The organism is Haladaptatus caseinilyticus, from assembly GCF_026248685.1.
In the GTDB taxonomy this organism is placed as follows: Archaea; Halobacteriota; Halobacteria; order Halobacteriales; family Haladaptataceae; genus Haladaptatus; species Haladaptatus caseinilyticus.
The window spans coordinates 1,437,315-1,455,430 of the sequence record NZ_CP111036.1 but is presented as its reverse complement, the minus strand read 5'-3'; the positions used below and the strand labels follow the sequence as shown (position 1 = coordinate 1,455,430).

General features: G+C 59.3%; 26 protein-coding genes. 7 read left to right on the top strand and 19 right to left on the bottom strand.

Annotated elements, in window-relative coordinates; all coding sequences use genetic code 11:
- Positions 1–54 precede the first annotated feature (54 nt).
- Positions 55–1,449, top strand: coding sequence for an FAD-binding oxidoreductase (locus tag OOF89_RS07945; RefSeq protein ID WP_266074949.1), 1,395 nt, complete (start codon positions 55–57; stop codon positions 1,447–1,449).
- 330 nt (positions 1,450–1,779) lie between these two features.
- Here the strand turns inward: OOF89_RS07945 and OOF89_RS07940 are convergent, their stop codons facing one another.
- The 3 genes from OOF89_RS07940 to OOF89_RS07930 form a co-directional block, all read right to left on the bottom strand.
- Positions 1,780–2,022, bottom strand: a complete 243-nt coding sequence (locus OOF89_RS07940) for a hypothetical protein (protein WP_266074947.1) — start codon at positions 2,020–2,022, stop codon at positions 1,780–1,782.
- Positions 2,023–2,134: 112 nt separating this feature from the next.
- A complete protein-coding gene (locus OOF89_RS07935; RefSeq protein WP_266074945.1) occupies positions 2,135–2,380 on the bottom strand; it encodes a DUF3194 domain-containing protein in 246 nt (81 codons plus the stop codon).
- A 3-nt stretch (positions 2,381–2,383) separates the two neighbouring features.
- Positions 2,384–2,779 carry a prefoldin subunit beta gene (locus tag OOF89_RS07930; protein ID WP_266074942.1) on the bottom strand — a complete coding sequence of 132 codons (396 nt, stop codon included), beginning with the start codon at positions 2,777–2,779 and terminating at the stop codon, positions 2,384–2,386.
- A gap of 356 nt (positions 2,780–3,135) precedes the next feature.
- Between OOF89_RS07930 and OOF89_RS07925 the strand changes: the two genes are divergently transcribed.
- Entirely contained in the window at positions 3,136–4,122 is a 987-nt protein-coding gene (locus OOF89_RS07925) for an NAD-dependent epimerase/dehydratase family protein (protein ID WP_266074940.1), read from the top strand.
- A 93-nt stretch (positions 4,123–4,215) separates the two neighbouring features.
- Here the strand turns inward: OOF89_RS07925 and OOF89_RS07920 are convergent, their stop codons facing one another.
- The 5 genes from OOF89_RS07920 to OOF89_RS07900 form a co-directional block, all read right to left on the bottom strand.
- The gene (locus tag OOF89_RS07920; protein WP_266074938.1) at positions 4,216–4,479 is read right to left on the bottom strand and encodes a KEOPS complex subunit Pcc1; all 264 of its coding nucleotides are present in this window, start codon (positions 4,477–4,479) and stop codon (positions 4,216–4,218) included.
- Between the two features lie 4 nt (positions 4,480–4,483).
- Positions 4,484–4,618, bottom strand: a complete 135-nt coding sequence (locus OOF89_RS07915; RefSeq protein ID WP_066144577.1) for a DNA-directed RNA polymerase subunit P — start codon at positions 4,616–4,618, stop codon at positions 4,484–4,486.
- Complete coding sequence (locus tag OOF89_RS07910) at positions 4,615–4,893, bottom strand: 50S ribosomal protein L37ae (protein WP_266074934.1); 279 nt, start codon at positions 4,891–4,893, stop codon at positions 4,615–4,617. Before OOF89_RS07910 ends, OOF89_RS07915 begins: the two co-directional genes overlap by 4 nt.
- A gap of 43 nt (positions 4,894–4,936) precedes the next feature.
- Positions 4,937–5,092: a hypothetical protein gene (locus OOF89_RS07905; RefSeq protein ID WP_266074932.1), complete on the bottom strand. Its 156-nt coding sequence runs from the start codon at positions 5,090–5,092 to the stop codon at positions 4,937–4,939.
- Positions 5,093–5,179: 87 nt separating this feature from the next.
- Positions 5,180–5,896, bottom strand: a complete 717-nt coding sequence (locus OOF89_RS07900; protein WP_266074930.1) for a DUF2103 domain-containing protein — start codon at positions 5,894–5,896, stop codon at positions 5,180–5,182.
- A 100-nt stretch (positions 5,897–5,996) separates the two neighbouring features.
- Here OOF89_RS07900 and OOF89_RS07895 point away from each other — a divergent pair, with 100 nt between their 5' ends.
- The gene (locus OOF89_RS07895; protein WP_266074928.1) at positions 5,997–7,358 is read left to right on the top strand and encodes a hypothetical protein; all 1,362 of its coding nucleotides are present in this window, start codon (positions 5,997–5,999) and stop codon (positions 7,356–7,358) included.
- A 17-nt stretch (positions 7,359–7,375) separates the two neighbouring features.
- On the opposite strand, the gene truD is transcribed toward OOF89_RS07895, so the two are convergent.
- From truD to pth2, 4 genes are all read right to left on the bottom strand, one after another.
- Positions 7,376–8,701, bottom strand: a complete 1,326-nt coding sequence (gene truD / locus OOF89_RS07890) for a tRNA pseudouridine(13) synthase TruD (RefSeq protein WP_266074926.1) — start codon at positions 8,699–8,701, stop codon at positions 7,376–7,378.
- A 26-nt stretch (positions 8,702–8,727) separates the two neighbouring features.
- The gene (locus OOF89_RS07885) at positions 8,728–9,099 is read right to left on the bottom strand and encodes a DUF7344 domain-containing protein (protein WP_266074925.1); all 372 of its coding nucleotides are present in this window, start codon (positions 9,097–9,099) and stop codon (positions 8,728–8,730) included.
- 85 nt (positions 9,100–9,184) lie between these two features.
- Positions 9,185–11,164 carry a bacterio-opsin activator domain-containing protein gene (locus tag OOF89_RS07880; protein ID WP_266074923.1) on the bottom strand — a complete coding sequence of 660 codons (1,980 nt, stop codon included), beginning with the start codon at positions 11,162–11,164 and terminating at the stop codon, positions 9,185–9,187.
- Between the two features lie 106 nt (positions 11,165–11,270).
- Entirely contained in the window at positions 11,271–11,609 is a 339-nt protein-coding gene (gene pth2 / locus OOF89_RS07875) for a peptidyl-tRNA hydrolase Pth2 (RefSeq protein WP_266074919.1), read from the bottom strand.
- A 161-nt stretch (positions 11,610–11,770) separates the two neighbouring features.
- Between pth2 and dcd the strand changes: the two genes are divergently transcribed.
- Positions 11,771–12,379 (top strand): dCTP deaminase, encoded by a 609-nt coding sequence (gene dcd / locus OOF89_RS07870; protein WP_266074917.1) that lies wholly within the window; start codon positions 11,771–11,773, stop codon positions 12,377–12,379.
- On the top strand, positions 12,376–13,275 hold the full coding sequence (locus tag OOF89_RS07865) for a thiamine-phosphate synthase family protein (protein ID WP_266074915.1): 900 nt from the start codon (positions 12,376–12,378) through the stop codon (positions 13,273–13,275). The genes dcd and OOF89_RS07865 overlap by 4 nt, the downstream gene beginning before the upstream one ends.
- A 10-nt stretch (positions 13,276–13,285) precedes the next feature.
- Here OOF89_RS07865 and OOF89_RS07860 read toward each other — a convergent pair whose 3' ends face one another.
- The 6 genes from OOF89_RS07860 to OOF89_RS07835 form a co-directional block, all read right to left on the bottom strand.
- A complete protein-coding gene (locus OOF89_RS07860) occupies positions 13,286–13,621 on the bottom strand; it encodes a hypothetical protein (protein ID WP_266074913.1) in 336 nt (111 codons plus the stop codon).
- Positions 13,622–13,786: 165 nt separating this feature from the next.
- Complete coding sequence (locus OOF89_RS07855) at positions 13,787–14,029, bottom strand: PRC-barrel domain containing protein (RefSeq protein ID WP_266074911.1); 243 nt, start codon at positions 14,027–14,029, stop codon at positions 13,787–13,789.
- An 86-nt stretch (positions 14,030–14,115) separates the two neighbouring features.
- Positions 14,116–14,400: a phosphoribosyl-ATP diphosphatase gene (hisE, locus tag OOF89_RS07850; RefSeq protein ID WP_266074909.1), complete on the bottom strand. Its 285-nt coding sequence runs from the start codon at positions 14,398–14,400 to the stop codon at positions 14,116–14,118.
- Entirely contained in the window at positions 14,397–14,849 is a 453-nt protein-coding gene (locus tag OOF89_RS07845) for a bifunctional nuclease family protein (RefSeq protein ID WP_266074907.1), read from the bottom strand. Before OOF89_RS07845 ends, hisE begins: the two co-directional genes overlap by 4 nt.
- A gap of 68 nt (positions 14,850–14,917) precedes the next feature.
- Positions 14,918–15,499, bottom strand: a complete 582-nt coding sequence (gene pdxT / locus OOF89_RS07840) for a pyridoxal 5'-phosphate synthase glutaminase subunit PdxT (RefSeq protein WP_266074906.1) — start codon at positions 15,497–15,499, stop codon at positions 14,918–14,920.
- Positions 15,500–15,536: 37 nt separating this feature from the next.
- Positions 15,537–15,701 (bottom strand): preprotein translocase subunit Sec61beta, encoded by a 165-nt coding sequence (locus OOF89_RS07835; protein WP_266074905.1) that lies wholly within the window; start codon positions 15,699–15,701, stop codon positions 15,537–15,539.
- Positions 15,702–15,839: 138 nt separating this feature from the next.
- On the opposite strand from OOF89_RS07835, the gene OOF89_RS07830 reads away from it, so the two are divergent.
- Both OOF89_RS07830 and trxA read left to right on the top strand, forming a co-directional pair.
- Complete coding sequence (locus tag OOF89_RS07830) at positions 15,840–16,799, top strand: phosphotransferase family protein (RefSeq protein ID WP_266074903.1); 960 nt, start codon at positions 15,840–15,842, stop codon at positions 16,797–16,799.
- A 129-nt stretch (positions 16,800–16,928) separates the two neighbouring features.
- A complete protein-coding gene (trxA, locus tag OOF89_RS07825) occupies positions 16,929–17,213 on the top strand; it encodes a thioredoxin (RefSeq protein WP_266079712.1) in 285 nt (94 codons plus the stop codon).
- A 49-nt stretch (positions 17,214–17,262) separates the two neighbouring features.
- Here trxA and npdG read toward each other — a convergent pair whose 3' ends face one another.
- Complete coding sequence (gene npdG / locus OOF89_RS07820) at positions 17,263–17,931, bottom strand: NADPH-dependent F420 reductase (protein ID WP_266074901.1); 669 nt, start codon at positions 17,929–17,931, stop codon at positions 17,263–17,265.
- Positions 17,932–18,116: the final 185 nt, after the last annotated feature.

The following is an 18,116-nucleotide window of genomic DNA, read 5'->3' as shown; positions in this document are numbered from 1 at the left end:
TTTCACAGTCGCGTTTATCGACGTGCCAGTTTAACAGTCACTTGGTGGGGGACCATGGCAACAGAGACAGTCGATTCGCCAGTCGAGAGGCTCGAATCGGAACTGAAAGGCGATCTCGTAACTCCGGAAGACGGGGACGTGTACGACGACGCACGACGGGTGTGGAACGGAATGATAAACCGACGACCGGCGATGGTCGCCCGGTGTGAGGGAGTTGCGGACGTGCAGACAGCGGTGCGATACGCTCGGGAATTCGACCTTCCAATCGCGGTTCGGGGCGGCGGACACGGCGTTTCGGGACGGGCGACCGTGGATGATGGACTGGTTATCGACCTCGAACACATGAACTGGGTACAGGTCGACCCCGACTCCCGGCGCGTCCGTGCCGGAGCGGGGGCCACGTGGGGAGACGTGGATCGGGAGACACAACTGTTCGGGTTGGCCGTCCCCGGCGGCGTCGTCTCCGATACAGGTATCGCGGGGTTAACGATGGGTGGCGGTATGGGACACGTCCGCCGAAAGTACGGGTTGTCGTGCGACAACCTCGTCTCCGCGGACGTCGTGACTGCTGACGGGGAGTTCATTACGGCGAGCGAGGACGACCATGAAGACCTACTTTGGGCGCTTCGCGGCGGCGGCGGAAACTTCGGCGTCGTCACCGCCTTCGAGTACGACTGTCACCCAGTCGGCCCGAAGGTCGCGATGTGTTTCGTCTGGCACGAAGGAGAGCGGACGATGGAAGCCCTCGAATTCTTCCGGGAGTATTCGGAGGACGCCCCGGACGAAGTGAGCCTCGTTCCGTTCTGCGCGTGGGTACCGGAACTGGAGGAGTTCCCGGAAACGTCGTGGGGAGACCCAGCCATCGCCTTCCTCGGGTGTTATTCCGACGACCCGGAGGAAGGAACCGAGGCACTTCGTCCGATTCGGGAGTTTGCCGACCCGATCGTGGATTTCAGCGGCACGATACCGTATGTCGAACTCCAGTCGTTGCTGGACGAGGATTACCCGCACGGACGCCTGTACTACTGGAAATCGCTCTATCTTGAAGACCTGAACGACGACGTCATCGAGAGCATTATCGCCTGTGCCGAACGGTGTCCGGTGCCGCTCTCGACCATCGATATCTGGCAAGGAGGGGGCGCAGTCGCCCGTGTCGATGAGGACGAAACGGCCTTCCCATATCGTGACGTGCCGTACGGACTCAACTTCGAGGCGAACTGGGACGACCCCCGGCAAACCGAGGTCGCAGTGGAATGGGTTCGCGATAGTATCGCACAGATGCGCAAGCATCCCGAAGCGCACGGCCAATACGTCAATTTCCCCGGCCTCGAGGAGGACCCCTCTGGAGTTCCGTTCGGGGAGCACGCGGAGAAACTCGCACAAATAAAGGCAAAATACGATCCGGAAGGAGTGTTCCGTGCCCACGGCAACCTCCAGGTTCGAGAGTGAATATCCGGAGAGCAATCACCGAAGGTGGTCGAATCCGGTCCGACAGAAGTGGATAGAGGTTGGATCGTCGATACGGACACTGCTCGGCACAAGTCACGCTTGTGAAAGAGGCCCCTCCTTCCTTTCCCTCGAACTGCCGGTACCGTGGCTCACCACACTCGCACTCACCCTCCTCGTGCTCGTGGTTTTCTCCACAACCGCGGATAACTCCATGAAGAGGCCCCAAAAACCGTAACCGCCCGGAAAGTGTGAAAGCCCTGAAATCGCCCCGGAAACCGCTGGATCAGGTGTGACAGACCAATTCTCCGTGTGTGACGACTGCACGCTGACCTACTCCCCCCCGATGTCTCCATCGAGGGTTTTCGGGTCATCATGTTCGGCGTGTCCCGGCGTACGTCGATGATGCAGGTCCTCGCCTACTCCAACTCGGGAGGGCGTTTCACTGCTCGGTGCGTACCGGTTCGCCCGTGGAAACAAACCCGGCCATCGGTTGTCCCGCTGGGAATCGGGTGGGCGGATCAGCCCGAAGGAACGCTGTCTCACGACGCGAGGAAAGCGCGTCGATTCCGCCATTGAGGGCGGTCGTCCTCCTCGCAGGCCAGTGACTGATGACTCGTCACGGATAATTTGAAGTGGCTAAAATGGCATAATCATTTTCCTTGCACGAGCAAGGAACGGACGAACCCTACGCCGATTCTTCGGCGAACAGTTCGTCCACCGACGCGCGGGCTGCCAGCGCCGCATCGTTTGCGACCTTTTCTTCATCCCGATTCGCGTTCGGGGCGTTGACGTACACATCCACGTCGAGGACGCCCTCTTCGAACGTGACAGTCACGTCGAAGTCCTTCACTTGGGACTGCTTGATACGCGAGAAAATCACGTCCTCGGCTGCCTCCGCGGCAGTTTGGACGACTGCTTCGTCGTCTACCATCGCTTACGCGCCGCCAGCGCCGCCAGGTCCGGACGGTCCGGATGGTCCTGCACCGCCGCCACCAAGCATGCTTTGGAGTTCGGTCTGAAGCGACTCGAACTGCTCTTGCACGCGGCTCTCCTGTTTTTCGAGCGTCTCGACGCGGATTTCGAGGCTGTCAACCTTGTCGTCGAGGTCGGACTGCGCTTCGTCGAAATCCGTCTTGACGAACAGTTCGCCGACTTCTCGGAACATCGTCGTGTCCTCGTCGATGTCTTCGAGTTCGTCGAGCGCGTTCTTCGCTTCGGTCAGTTGGGTCTCGGCCTGATTCTTCTGCACGGCGACCTGCTGTGCCGTGTCCTGAAGGTCTTGCAGTTGCTCGAGTTTCTCCTGTGCTTCCGGTGGAAGATTGCCCTGCATATGGACAACCTCGTGGTCAGGACGGAAAAAGCCACTCTTTTAGCTGAACACGCGCCCGAGGACGTAATCGGCTGTTGTCGGGTTTGAGTGGGTTGAATCGCTCTCGAGTGCGCGGTTCGAGCGTGTTCGCGACTAACCGTGCTTCGGTCCGTCGCAGGAGGTCGGAAGCCGTGGAGTGACGATGGAACGACGCTGATCGACACCACCGCGGTCGCCGTCGAACAGTCGATTCGGGAAGGGTAGTCGGATTCGAAAACTCGTTGCTTCGTCGGTTGCCTCCTCGAGCCACGATTCGCATAGAGTAACCAACGTGCTGCGGCAGAACACCTATCGACATCCATACCTATCGAATATGTATGAACGTCTTCGTCGCAGGAGCGACCGGCGTCCTCGGTCGCAGACTCGTCGAGCAACTCACCGGGCGAAATCATTCGGTCGTCGGTCTCACGCGGGATGCACGAGGCGACGAAGTCGTCGACGAGTGCGGGGGAGAGCCACGTCGCGGCGACGTCCTCGACCGCGAATCGCTCATCGACACGGCAGCGGACTGTGACGTACTCATCCACGCCGCGACCGCGATTCCGACCGGCACGAAACCGACGGACGAGGAGTGGGTGCTGAACGACCGGGTGCGCGTTGAGGGGGCGCGAAACCTCGTTTCCGTCGCGAACCAAGTCGGTGCCGACCGACTCCTCCAACAGAGCATCACGTGGTTGGCCCGCAGGCCGGACGGGTCGCCGTACGACGAGAACGCACCGCCGAACCCGAACCGGGTGACGCGGTCCGCACTCGACGCGGAGCGGGTCGTCCGGAAAGGGGGGAAGAAACACGGGTTCGAGGTCGGAATCCTCCGGTGTGGCTGGTTTTACGCGCCCGAATCGACACACACCCGTCAGATGGGTTCCGGACTATTGGACGGAAAATACCCGATTCTCGGCGGCGGTCTCCTCGGACGACGGGATGCAATGCTCTCGATAGTGCACGTCGAAGACGCAGCGAGAGCGTTCACGACGGCGAGCGAATCGAACCCGACCGGGATCTGGCACGTCACCGACGACCGACCGGTGACGCTTTCGACCTTCCTCCGGTCCTTCGCCGACCGACTCGATGCCCCCGAACCGCGACGGATCCCGGGATGGCTGGCGCGCCCGATCGTCGGCAAATCGTCGGTCCGTCTCCTGACGAACTCGGCTCCGACATCGAACGAGCGATTCCGCGAAACGTTCGATTGGGAACCTCGATTCCCGACCTATCGGGAGGGGCTCGAAGCGGTGGTCGAAACCTGGCGCGATGAAGGGATATTGTCCGACGTCGGGGATGGATACGAATGGAGGGACGACTGACGGTCGCCGGAGTCGCCCGTATCGTCTTTCGCAACCGTTGGTCGCGGTGGCTGGCGCGATCGGTACGATATCCTGGCGAAAACCGAACTGAGGTCACTGACCGATAGGGGACGAGTCGCCGACCGCCGACACTCGCTCCGCGACACCGGCGAGCGTTTGCCACGTATTCATCGCGGCACGGAGGGCAACGAGGTCGTCCGCAGAAACGTGAATGACGACCGTACACCCATCCATTTTCACGGTCGTTCGTGAGCGTTCGTCGTCGATTTTACCGATTTCTTGTTCGACGCTCCGGAAAATCAGCAGTGCACGCTCTGTGGATTCGTATTCGAAATCGAAACGCGCGTCGTGTGACACGGGGCTATCGGACGTGAACTTCCTTGACGTCCCTGCTCCGCTCCTTCAACAGGACGCGGTGGCCGCAGTACGGACAGCGAACGCCGCCGTACTCGTCCAGTTCGACATCCCGCTTACAACGCGAGCATTTGTAGCTCATTCTTCGTCAGCGAGTGCGGCACGGATGGAACGTTTGACGGTCTCTCCGGCGGGCGTCTGCGGGCGGTAGGTACCGCCAGCGAACGTGTAGCCACAGCGGCCGCAGGCCCAGATACCCGTTCCTTTCCGGTCGACGGTGTCGTTACCGCAGTCCGGGCAGGTGTGGTTCTCGTTCATGTCCGCTTCGATTTCGGAGATACGCTTGCGGGCGACGCGACCGTATCGCGCGCCGAACCGACCGGCACTGCCGGTTCGTGATTTAGAGTCTTCGGCCATAGTACCGGAGAATTACCCGAGAGGACAGATAAAGCCTTTGAGTTCAGACCGGCGGTCGGGCCAACGCGTACCCGATAACCAGCACTGCGCCGAGCAGTCCGAGCACCGTCAGCGGAAACGTCGTGAACTGCCCTGCCACATATCCACCGCCCGATAGCGTCGGAATCGCCGCGAGGACCGCGTCGTAGCGTGTGGCCATGTAATTACATCTAATTAGCCAGCCCCAAAAGCCCTGGGGCTCGAATGAAGTGATACGGGGTAAGCTCGGCGAGCCCACAGCATCCGGCTATCGGAACCCGGTCTCCCCGAGTGCTTCGTTCAGGTCGTCGCGGATACGCTCGCCGAGTTCCCTGTCCATCGCGGTAGTAACGACGCGGTTTTCCTGGACGCTCGAACCATCTCGGAGCAGGAGTCTAACGTTCCCGTTTTCGTCCGCTCGGGTGGCTTTGGCGCGAACACCGGAGTCCGAACTCGCACCACCCGCACTGATCGGGCCGGGTATGATTTTTTTGACGTGCGGGTGGCAGGCGACTTCTTGAATCACGCGCATGCCATCGCGGTTGCCGATGAGCGTGGTGTGTGACCCACCGAGTTTGTCTGCGGGGTCGGTTTGGACGACTTCTAGCGAACGCTCACCTCGCCGCGAAAGCACGTCTTCGACGGGGTTCTCCGCTCCGACCCGATAGAAATCGTGGTGAAGGTGCGCGCGAACCGCCCGAATCACGTCGCGCTCGCCCGCCGCAAACACTTCCTCGGGGCGTTTTCGCCGAATCTCGTCCGCGATTCGACCCGCGAAGTTACGGAGTTCGACCACCTCCGCATCACCGTTCTCGGGCGTCGTCCGCACGTCCGTTTTTCCGACCACCACGTCTTCCGACAACATCGTCAACTCCGCGTGGTCGCGGTCGAGCGAAAGCACCACCGTGTCGGCGTTGTGCGTCCGGCAGACGAGGCAGTAGTCGCCGGGACGTTCGAGCGGGGACGCACACTGCCGACACTCCATAGACGTCACTTTCCAATCGTCGCGTTTAATCTCGGCGTTTCGCGTTCGTGGAAACTGCGTGAGGGGAAACAAACATATCTGATTAGAAATGATTCCAGATATGGCACGTTCCCGCCTTCGAACGATTGCTCTCCTCGTCCTTGTCTTGCTGGTAGTGACGCCAGCGATGGCCGGTCGCCCGCCACAAACAGTCTGCGAACCGTGCGGTTCCGGATTCAGTGAGACGGCAATGTGGTACGGTGAAAAGAACCAACTCGAAAACGAGACAGCAACAGATGTCGAGTACAGCACGGTAACGGTTCACGTCTACGAGAACGAAACCGCGATTTGGACGGTCAGAAATCGGCTGACGAGCGAACGGGCAGCAACGTTCTTCCGGGAAAACGAATACGCATTCACCGAAATCGCTCGTGATGCGGAAGGATACAGCGATATAACCTACCTCTCGGCCGAAATCGTCGGGAACGACACTGTCGTCCTCCGGTATCGGAGCGACGAACAGGTCATCGAAACACGCGGTGGCACTCTCAGATTCGATGGCTTCCGTGACGAGGGGAGCAAAAAGTTCTCCGGATTAGGTGCCGACGAGATGACCGTTGTCGGGCCGTCAGGAACCCACGTTACGCGCGCACCGTCGCTTCGCTCGGTGCGCGGAAACAGGTTGGTGTTGACTTCCTTTACCGACGATGCGGGTGATGGCCCGTTCGTTACGTTCACACAGTCAGGCGGTTTGGTCGGGGAAGCGTGGAGTTTTGTGTCGGTCTCGGAAACGCTGACAGACGACGTGATTCAGAATTTGCTGGTCAACGTTCTTCTGCCCTCAGTCTCCTTGCTGGTCTTCCTCCTCGGGGTCGTCTGGCTCAGCGGAAAAACCGTGAAGCGAGATGAGCGGACGGCAAAATGGCTTGCGGGAACCGTCACCGCACTTGGCGTCCTCATGCTTCTCTTCGGCGTTGTGCAAATGGCAAACTGGGCAAACTTTCCCACACATATGGTCATCGCTGGCGGAGCCTATACCGTACTGGCACTCCTGACCTTCGCTGACCTTCGTCCGACGCTCCCCCGCGTTGCGGGCGGCGTCCTCCTCGCGTGGGGAACAGGAATGGCGGTGATGTTCGTCAGTGCTATCGTCGTCGATAGTTACCTCGTCCCTCGACTGCTCGCGGTGAACTACTACGCTGTCAACGATTTGCTGTTGGCCGCATTCTCCACCCTCTTTCTGCTCTCGATGGCAGTCGTGGGCTACGCCATTAGCGACCCGAGATACCGGAGAGTCGCTATTGCCCTTCCGCCAACGGTTCTGGCGGGCGCGCTCGCGATGATGAGACCGATCACGTCCGTCGGGTCGCCGCTCGACCTCTTCTATTCGCTCCTCTTCGTCGGCGTCATTCTGGTCGCCGTAACCCTGTTCGGCGTCCCAGCGTTCCTCCTCGGCAGAACGATTCCGGCGAAAAGGTCGTAAGCTGTTCCAGTCGAAATCTACCCCATATCGAGTGGGTCCGCTTTCAGGAACTCCCGCAAAAAGACCGTGGCGTACGACCCCGAAGGGAGCGAAAATTCGAACGACAGGGGGTCGTGTCCAACGGTGCAGTCGGTGCGAACCAGAATCGCACGGCGGGTACCGGTCGAGTAAAACTCACCTGGCGAGTTGAAATCGGCCGGTTCGAGGCCGAGGTCCGCCAGTACCTCGCGCTCGATATCACCTTGTTCACCGTCAGCGAGTTCGGTTTCCGTGCCGACGAGGGGTGCAGTGACGAACGCTCGACCACGCTCGCAGTGACGTTCGATGGTTTTCACGCGCTTTTCGGTCACGTTCTGTTCTCGGCCCATATCCGGCAGCAGGAAGCCATCAACTTCTTCGGCGAAACAAACCACGTCGCCAGCGACGGGTTTGTCGAACGGAAGCCCGCGTTCCAAACGTTCACTGAGGATTTGGTTGAAGACGTACGACTGGGCCGCGTTCACGAGCAGTCGCTGAAGATTGGTCGGAAGTGATTCCAGCGCGTCACGGAAGTCCTCCGGCTCCGTGCCACCGTTTTCCACGAGTCGATGGGCCATCGAGCGCTCGAATCCGAGTCGTCTCGGAAGCGCGTCGAGGACGGCATCCCAGTCGGGTGCGACTTCCTCGACACGGTTTCGGGCGGACTGAGTGTCTTCGGGTTCCGTCTCGAACGGATTGCCGACGTAGGCCATGACTGCCTCCTCCCACTCGCCGCGGACGATGTGCAGACCGACTTCGTGCGTGATTGGGCGCAAACTACCGAAGCGCTGCTGGCCGAAAAAGTTCGGCACCGCGACGCCGTCCGGGGAGCCAGCGAACTCCCGCAGTTCGCCGGCGATTTCGTCGGCGTTTTCGGGTCGGTCGGGATTCGAGACGACGATTTCGAACTCGTTCCCCGCGAGGTCGCCGAACTGGAGTGCCCGCCCCGACCGTCCGAGCGGTTCGATGTCGGCATTCCGAATTGCTGGCAGCTCGTCGGGAGTGACCTTTCGAAGGCTGAACAGTTGGGTCGTCACGGCGTACTTGTCCTTCGTCCCCGCCCACGAGACGCGCTCCCTACTGATGGCCAGTTTACTGGACAACCGTTTGGCGAAGTCGTTCGTATCCCATCCTCGCAGGGTTGCTCGGACGACGAGGTGAGGGTACGAACCTGGGTCAGCGTCGAGCGGTTCGACGTCGAATCGCTCTATTTCCCGAACGCGAAAATCTTCGTCAGTGTCACGGAGGTGGCCGCCAACTCCCGCGGCGTCGCTAACGTAGTAGTTCATACCGACCGCCGTTTCGATGGGATGTGCCTCGCGCATTCGTCCGGAGAATGAACCGGACGGGATTAAAATTCCGCGAGTTCGAGACAGTCCGTCGCTGACTCGATACCGTTGCCAGGTGAAACGACCCCATCCCCTGAATCGTATGTTACGAGGTCCGAATCCGCCATTTTCGGCAGGTGAACGTGATACAGCAGTATTTCGATATCCTCCGCGATCTCCGTGGATACATCAGCGACCGTGGTGCCTGCCTCCCATGCAGCGAGACGGTACGCGAGATCATCGATCGGAATCGGAGTCGATTCGTTGGAGAGGTTCGACAGGACGAACCGGCGGTGTTGACTGCCGAGAATATCGAACAGTAGTTCGGGTGAAAGGGCGGTATCACTGCCCGATAGTCGTGCTTGTGTTTCTAGCTTTGCCTGTCTCTCACTCATCGACTCTGTAATGGGGCGTTGTAGGCAAGTACTGTGTACCTACGTGCGTTGGTAGACACACGGCCCGACCGACAAAACCACCGTTTCAGGCCCGGTCGTCGCCGAAAAACGCAGACGCCAATTTACCCTCTGCCTTCCGAAGATGCTGATGGAGCGTGGCAGGTGCGATTTCCATGGTGTCTGCAACGTCTTCGGCCGTACTTCCACGTGGCCAGTCGTAGTATCCGGCGAGATACGCCGCACGGAACGCGGCGCGTTGCCGGGACGTGAGGTCCGCCGAAAACGACTCTCGAAACGCACTCTGCCCTTCCTCCGTCGGTTCGACTTCCCGTTTAGCGACGAGTTCCACGTCCGGATGTGACGACTGAACAGAGTCTATCAGCGTACGGATATCGGTATCCTGTGCGACTTCCACGACGAGGTGCTCTTCCCCTTTTTGTGCGCGAGCAGTTCGTACCTTCGCGCCGATTTCCACGAACAGTTGGACGAGTGATTCGGAGATGGACAACACGAGCAGTCCCGTGTCATCGTGTGAGGAGATGACTCGTGCGTCTTCTACCTTCGAAAACGTATTCGCGACTTCCGCAACTCGTTCCGGTGACGACCCCTCGGTACGGAGGTAGTAGAGAAGCTGGCCATCGGACGTCGGGACCGTCCCTTCGAGGACGAACGTACAGTCCGCTCGACGGGAGAGGGGAACCAGCAGCGCGTCTTCGTCCGCAACGTCGAACTCCAGCTCGACTATCGATCCCGTTGTCAGGAGTTTCTTGCTCTCAGTGGCGTTGATCGCGAACCCGACGAGTTCGCCGAGGGCTTCGAATCCGTCGGCCTCCCTCTCACTGAACGCGTCGGTGCGACTCGCATAGACGACGAGAACGCCGTAGGTCGTTTGGCCGTACGAAAGCGGTACCGCGATTCCCGAGTGAATTCCACGATTAACCCCTTCCGAGCGGAGTTCTGCAGGGAGTGAGGGTTCCTTCGAGATATCGCGAGTAACGAAGGAGTCCCCCGTTCGAAGCGCTGTCTCGGCGGGGCGTTCCTGGTCGGAACCGATTCGCCGGGTTATGATTTCATGGTATCCCTCGTCGTCGCCAGCACTCGTTCGAGAGACGAGACCCTCTTCGACGACATCGTATTCGCCAACCCACGCGAACTGATACAGCTCGGAAGCAGCGAGCCTCTCACAGACGGTTTGTTCGATCTCCTCACGAGTCGCGGCCGAGACGAGCGCGTGAGTTACCTCGCGGACGATTTCGTTGATACGGTTGAATGTCCCCAGTTCATCGCGTTGTCGGCGAAGTTCACGCTCGCGATTTCGTTGTTCGGTGATATCGGCGATCGAAGTGATGACTTCCACGACGTCACCATCGGCGTCGAAAATCGGCGCGGTGTTGACGGACAACCACACACGATCACCGGTCGGTCGGTCGATGCCGTAGGTCATGTCATACGTCGGTTTTCCGGTACGAACTGCCGCAGCGACCGGTCGTTCGTCGTCAGACACCGGATTACCGTCGCTGCCGAGGAGATTCCAACTCTCATATGATCGGTTGGCGATCTCCGACTTCGACATCCCAAGGATCTCACTGGCACGGTCGTTCACTTCGATGGGTGTGGCTTCGGCGTCAAAGATGACGATTCCGATCGGACTCGTTTCGAATATCTGTCGTGTCCGGTCCCGCTCGCGGCGAAGCTCCCGCTCTCGCCGTCGGCGATCGGAAATATTCCTCCCAACACCGACGAACCCGCGAACGGTTCCATTCGCATCGGAGATCTGTCTCGCATTGAATTCGAACGGAATTTTTTCCCCGTTTCTCGTCACGAGCGCGGATTGACGTGTCTCGACATGACCATTCGTAAGGACAGAGTCGATGGCATCCAGAATCATATCCTCGTCCTCCTCGGGCACGAAATCGAGGGGATGCATCCCCTCGATTTCGTCGTCATCGTAGCCGGACAGTTCAGTGAGGCGCCTGTTCCATTCGACGAGCGACCCGCTGGTATCGTAGGCATAGAACACGTCCGGAAGCATATCGAGGACTGAATGAACAGTCAGCTCGTCCATTACCGACTTCATAAGATGGTTGTTAACATGGGACGTTCTTCATCGAGAGAATGGGCAATCGACTCGCTAAAACATTTCGAATTTGGTATTTTGACGGGAGCAACCATCAGTACAAAGAAAGGTCTCCAGTGACCCGGTCGACGAGGTCGTCGTCCGCAGGACCGACCGCCAACGCAGTTACCGTCCCGGGGTCGAGTTGCGTGTGCCCAGCATCCCGGATCACGGCGTGTGGAAGCCCCTCCGCCCGCGCCTTTTCGGCCAGTTGGAAGATCGCTTTTTCGCCGCTGGCTTTCAACACGACTTTCTTTTGCCCCTCTCCCTTCCATCGTTTTCGTGCTTTCCGTCCCGTCTCCTCGTACGCGGACAGAGATGCGTGGGCGACCTGTGCTGCGAGCTTTCCCCGCCCCATTCCGATATCGGTACGGGCGACGATGGCCTGTTTCATACTCGGTCGTGGTGGTGGTGAGACAAAACGCTGGCCACTCGATCCTCGTCCGTAGGACGAATGCGGCAGCAGGGGTATCGCATTAGTATAATTCTAATGATAGTTTTCGGCAACGCATGACGACCGAACCTTCTTTACTTACCCCCGACCGTTCTACCGACATGATACTCTCCGATGCCGATATTCGCCGTCGTTTGGAGTCAGGGTCACTGGTCGTCGAACCGATAGACGAACCCGACCTTCAGATTCAACCGGCGAGTATCGACCTCCGTCTCGGGAAGGAGTTCCTCGAATTCCAGCGCACGAACATCCCGTGTATCCATCCGGATAGCGAAGGCGAAGTCGATAGTTACGTCGATGAAACCGTGGTGGAAGAAGGCGACGAGTTCATCCTCCATCCCGGCGATTTCGTACTCGGGACGACGAAAGAGCGCGTCGAGATTCCGGCGGACCTGTTGGCACACGTGGAAGGCAGGTCCTCACTGGGGCGACTGGCGGTCGTCGTCCACGCGACTGCGGGAGTCGTCGATCCGGGTTATCGCGGCCAAATCACTCTCGAACTGTCGAACCTCGGAACGGCACCCGTCGCACTGAAACCCGACACACGAATCTCACAGCTCATCTTTACCGAACTCAAGAACCCGTCGGAACGACCGTACGGGTCGGAACGTGGGTCGAAATATCAGGACCAAGACGGCCCACAGGCGTCCCGAATCGGAAGCGACCACGAGTTCGGTGGGGAACAGGATTTCGGAGGTGGAGGTACGTGAAGTTCGCCGAGGAGATCGTCGTCGAGGAGTTCCTCCCGACGTTTCGCTCGATGCTCGCAGAGGAACTCCGTGAGCGTGGGTTGACACAGAGCGAGGTTGCTGACGCGCTCGGTATCAGTCAGAGCGCCGTTTCGAAGTATGCCCACGGCGAGGTGGCACAAAACGACCGTATTCGTGACGACGAACGCGTCGTCCGCCTCGTGGATGAAATCGGCGAGGGACTCGCGACGGGAAGCATGAGCCAAGTGCAGGCCCTCGTGGAGGTGGAAGTACTCATCCGACGACTCGAAGACCGCGACCTCATCGCACAACTCCACGAGGAATCGATGCCGAAGTTGGAGGGTCACGGCGGCGATTTCAACATCCACGACCCAGAAGACGAACTCCGTGCGACGGAACGTGTTCTCACCTCGATGCGCCGAGCAGTACGCGTCGTCGAGCAGACCAGCGGCTTTTCGTCGCTCATCCCCGCAGTCGGGTCGAACCTGTGTGAGTGTTTACCCGATGCGGACGGTATCGACGACGTTGCAGGCATTCCAGGACGTATCTTCGATGTGAAAGGACGGGCAACGATTCCGGCCGACCCCGAGTTCGGCGTCAGCGAACACGTCGCTTCCATCCTCCTCTCGGCGCGAGACAACGGCGTTGGGGCCCATGCCGCACTCAACGTCAGGTACGACCCCGATATCATCAGCCGACTCGAAGCGTTGGGATACGAAACCGCGGAGTTCGATGCCACGTACGACACGCTCGATGAAACGCTCGGGACGGCCCTCGATGAAAAACCCGATGCAACAGTTCTCTATCACACCGGGAGCTACGGTATCGAGCCCATCACGTACATTCTCGGAGAAACCGCGGAAGAAACGGCGGAAATCGCGCGCAAAATCGTCTGAGCCGAACTGACTACACAGGGATTCGTTGGCCGCGTTTTACTTCCCGAACGATGTCGTCCGGGCGGACATCCCCCCGCTGATTACGAAGGTCGTTGACAGCCTCGGCAAGTGCCAGGAGTGCGATTACCGCCTGTTCCCGGGTATCAGCCTGCCCCACCGGTCGAATCGTCGTGTATTGGTTGCTGATGCTGTCCTCCATCTCGAGTTCCCACTCGTCCGCGCTCGTCGTACGTACCGCCTTTACCGCGATCGTTCCGTTTTGATGTTCGAGTTCGATTTCGTCGCCGCGGATGGGGGACTGCTCCCATCCGGCGGGGATTTCACTGGCTTTCGGCAGTGGTTCCATACTGTATTGTTTCTGTATCGTTCTCATTTCGTTTAGTTCTTACCTACTTGTGCAGGCCGTTTATGTCATTACGTTACATTCCCACACACAAAGTATATATCAATTGAGTCTCACTGTTCAGTTACCTCGGGTAGGGGTACACGAGGTTTTTTTGGACCAAACCGCTTAGCCGCGGGTCTGCAATACGACCCTATCGTCCTCGATTTTCTCGATAGCATCTTCGGAGAGTGCGTACGTGTTTTCGTCGCTTCCGCCCGCACTGAGTTCCTGCTTCATCTTTTCGACCACGCTCGGTTCTGCTTCGACGTGAGCCGTTCCGTGGCGAACGTCCGCAACGACGCCGATTTCCGCTCCGTCCGCCTCTACGACACGCTTCCCTTCGTCGTCTTTCGTTATCGCAGTCGTCATGCAATATGAGGCGAATACGCGAGAGGTCTTGGGGACTGTGGCCGTCCCGGCGAACGACGAACCCACCCGGTGACGAGTCCCGTACGTTACCGCCGTTCGGCCAACTCGGCCCGCAAATCCGCCAAATCCATGTCCTTCATCGCGAGCAGGACGAGCAGATGGTAGACGATGTCCGCACTTTCGTGGGCGATTTCCTCGTGATCGTTATCCTTCGCGGCGAGGACGAGTTCCGTCGTCTCCTCGCCGAGCTTTTCTAGAACAGCGTTCTGCCCCTTCTCGTGAGTGAACAGCGATGCGGTGTAGGAATCCTCCGGGAGCGTTTCCTTTCTGTCCTCGATAACGGCGAAGAGGTCGTCCATGACGTCACTCATGATCCGATCTGGGCAACTTCCCGAATATCCTGCAAATCGTCGAACTGTTCGCGTTCCTGCTGACCGTGCTGGAACACTTCGTCAGTGACTTCGATGGGTGCGTTGGTTCGCGATGCGAGTGCCAGCGAGTCGCTCGGTCGGGCATCAATGACCTCGTGCCCGCGAGGGGTCTGGATGTGGAGGTCCGCGATGTACGTGTTGTCTTCGAGTTCACTCACCACGACTCGTTCGACACGCCCACCGAGTTCCTCCATCACATCGAGCAGAAGGTCGTGTGTCAACGGTCGTCCGATATCCTCGGCTTCCATCCCGCGGGCAATGCTGATGCCCTCCTCGAATCGAATAAAAATGGGGAGCACGCCATCGGCGTCGTCCGGCGCGAGTACGACGACTGGAAGTGGACCGTCACCAGTCGCGGCGACGCGCACCGAATCGATTGAAACGTCCATGACCGAACCGAAGCGGTCCAGCGCCAAAAACTCTTGCTCACTGCCGTACAGAATGGAACGGACCGTTGTCAGTCGCGGAAGAACGCGAGTCCATGAATCCGACTGTCCGGCGTCAGTTCCGGGTGGAACGACGTACCGACAACTGGACCATTCCGTACCGCAACGGGTCTCCCATCCCATTCCGCGAGAACGTCGGCATCGCCAACGTCGCTGATGAGCGGCGCTCGAATGAAGACGGATGGGAAGGGGTCGTCGAGACCTGTTACGTCGAGCGGGGCCTCGAAGCTGTCCCTTTGTCGCCCAAAGGCGTTGCGTTCGACGGTCACGTCCAGCAAGCCGAGGTTTTCCACGCGGTCGTCGCCAGCATCCGCTGCGGCGACGATGAGACCGGCACAGGTTGCGAGGACGGGGTTTCCCGCTTCGACGTGCGCCTGTATCTCGGACGCGATGCCTTCCGATCGAAGCAGACGGGAAATGGCGGTCGATTCGCCGCCGGGCATACAGAGCAAATCACAATTGGGCACGATGCCCGATTGACGAATTTCGGTGACTTCGGCCGTCTCTCCGTGGGCGGTGGCGGCCCGACGAATCGCGTCGGCGTGCTCGCTCACGTCGCCCTGAACGGCGATAACGCCAGCGTTGAGACTCATAACCGGAGTTGGAAGTACGTCGGGAAAAGAGGCTCGTTTATATCGCGAGGACGTTCAGTACCATGATGAGAACACCGAAGAGAACGCCGAACGCGACGACCGTTTTGGGGTCGATGCGAATGGCGTTCCGGTCTTCAGCGTCGAAATAGCGCACGAGTCCGGCACTGGACATCAGTCCGCCGGAGTTTTGACCACTGCTCATGGTTGGGCATCCGACAGCGTGCGGCGTAAACCTTTCGCAACGATTGTCGGTTTCACGACGAGAATCGATTCGTTCAACCGTGGTCTGCTGTGCGGACGACACCGAAAACCCCTTGGCGAACCGACAGAATGGGAATTCATGGACGAGCAAATCGCGTCCGTGCTCGAACACGCCTTCCCCGATAGGGAAGCCGATGCTGTGCATCCCTCCGGACCCTCCTGGAATGAGAAAAATAGAACGGTCAAAATCGACTTCGCCGACGGGTGGGCGACGTATCTAAAGATGGCTACCGACGGGGACGGTTCACGAATCGTTCGCGAACGGGCAGCGCTTGCCTACGTCGGTGAACAACGGACAGTGTCTGTTCCGACAGTTTTGGTCAGTGATTCCGAATGGGAGGTACCGTACCTCGCTACCGTACCGGTATCCGGACAGAACCTCATTCACCTGTGGTCCAACGCAAGCGTGTCGGAACGGCAAAAAGTAGCTCGGCAGGTCGGGGAATCGCTGGCGAGCGTTCACTCGCTCCGTTTCGAGAATCACGGCCACATCGTCGGTGGCGACGGCGACGGTATCGAACTCGAAACGGGGCCGTGGACGGACGTGCTCATCGACACGATCGGGGATATGAGAACTGTGGCGTCATCCGACCGCTTCGGCCACTATTTCGACGATGTGGTTTCCGCCGTGGAAACCAACCGGGAACTGTTGGACGACGCGTCCGCCGCACTCCTCCACGGCGACCTTGCCCAACCGAACTGTTTCGACACCGGAGGCGGGATCGGCTTTCTCGACTGGGAAATCGCGCACGTCGGCGACCCTGTTCGGGACATCCATCGGACACAAGAGTTGCAGTTCGGCTCGCTCCGCGCTGATGCTCCCGAAGAAATCGTCTCCGCGTTCAACGACGGGTATCGTGAGCAGGCAGGTGGCTTTCCGCCCGGATTCGAGACCCGCCGACCCGTATATGATGCCGTCCGATTCCTCAACCACACCGGCGTCTTCGACAAATGGGCGGAGTTTCTCGACGAACCGCGCGAGGAACTCGCACGGTGGATGGACACGGAGATGCAGCGTCGGCTTGCCGAAATCAGCTGAGTTTTTTCCGTCACGACGTCATCGGCAACGATCATCAGTTCACTAGCTACTGAACCATTGTCGAGATAGCGGAGAAACAATCGGCAGAGTCGGCAGAGTGAGAAACCCTTATGCACGCGGCGGCAGAATCTGGACAGAGAAAGTATGACCGTCAAGCTACTCGACTTTTACGCAGATTGGTGTGGCCCGTGTAAGACGCAAGACCCGATCCTCGACGATTTGCAAGAAGACTGGGGAGACGATGTCGAGTTCGAGAAAGTGGATGTGGACGAACATCAGGACGTCGCAAACGAATACCAAGTACGTTCGATTCCGACCATCGTCATCGAGGACGACGACGGTGTCGTCGAACGATTCGTCGGCGTCACCCAACGCGACGACTTAGAACGCGTCCTCGAAGAAGCAGGCGCATAAAGTCGCGAGAATTTCTTTTCGACCGATTCGTCACCCGTGAGCAGTCACGCTACTCGAACGTAACGCCGACATCGTGGAGTCCGTCGTTATTGACTGCGAGATTGATGAGCAGCGGCGTCATGCTCTCGACTTCGGCACTGTTGGCGAGACCACCAGCGTCGAGTGCACGAAGGCCCTCGATACCGTCCGCGAGCAGTCGAACCGTCTCCTTTGCATCGTCGTCGTCGGCCACGAGAAGCGTATCCTGCGAGAGTTCGGCTTCGAGGTCGGCGAGTCGCCCCGCCGAGAGGCCGTGGAACGCGCCGACGACCGAGACGTGGTCGGGGGCACTCTCGGCCACGAGTTCCGTTACGCTCCCCGCCTTCGGTGGTTTGTAATGAAAGCCGTCCTTATCGCGGTCCATTCCGACGGCGGGCGTCACGAGTACGTCCACATCGTCCAGTCGGTCAGCCACTGATTCGACCGTATCGCGGACGTGGAACGGCGGCACGGCGAGGACGACCACGTCTCCCCGCTCGGCAGCCATCTCGTTGGCGAACCCGTTGATGGAGCGTGAAACGCCCATGCTGTCGAGTTCGGTTTCGTACTCCTCGGCCATCGTACGGGCTTTTTCCGGGTCACGAGAGCCGATAACGACCTCGTGATCGGTGTCGAACGCCCAGCGGAGCGCGAGTCCCTGCCCGATGTCGCCAGTCCCGCCCAAGAGTGCGATTCGCATACACGGGATGTCTTTCGGAGTGAGGATAAGTTCTCCGGAACGGCCACCCTGATGGCGATATTGGTGGACTGTTCCGTAACTCGATTCGAGTACTGTCCGAGGAGTCGAGTCTCGGTTGCGGGAGCGTGGTGACGGTGCAGCGATGGCTAACTCGCAAAGGGGTCGTTGCTTGCGATGAAGGAGGA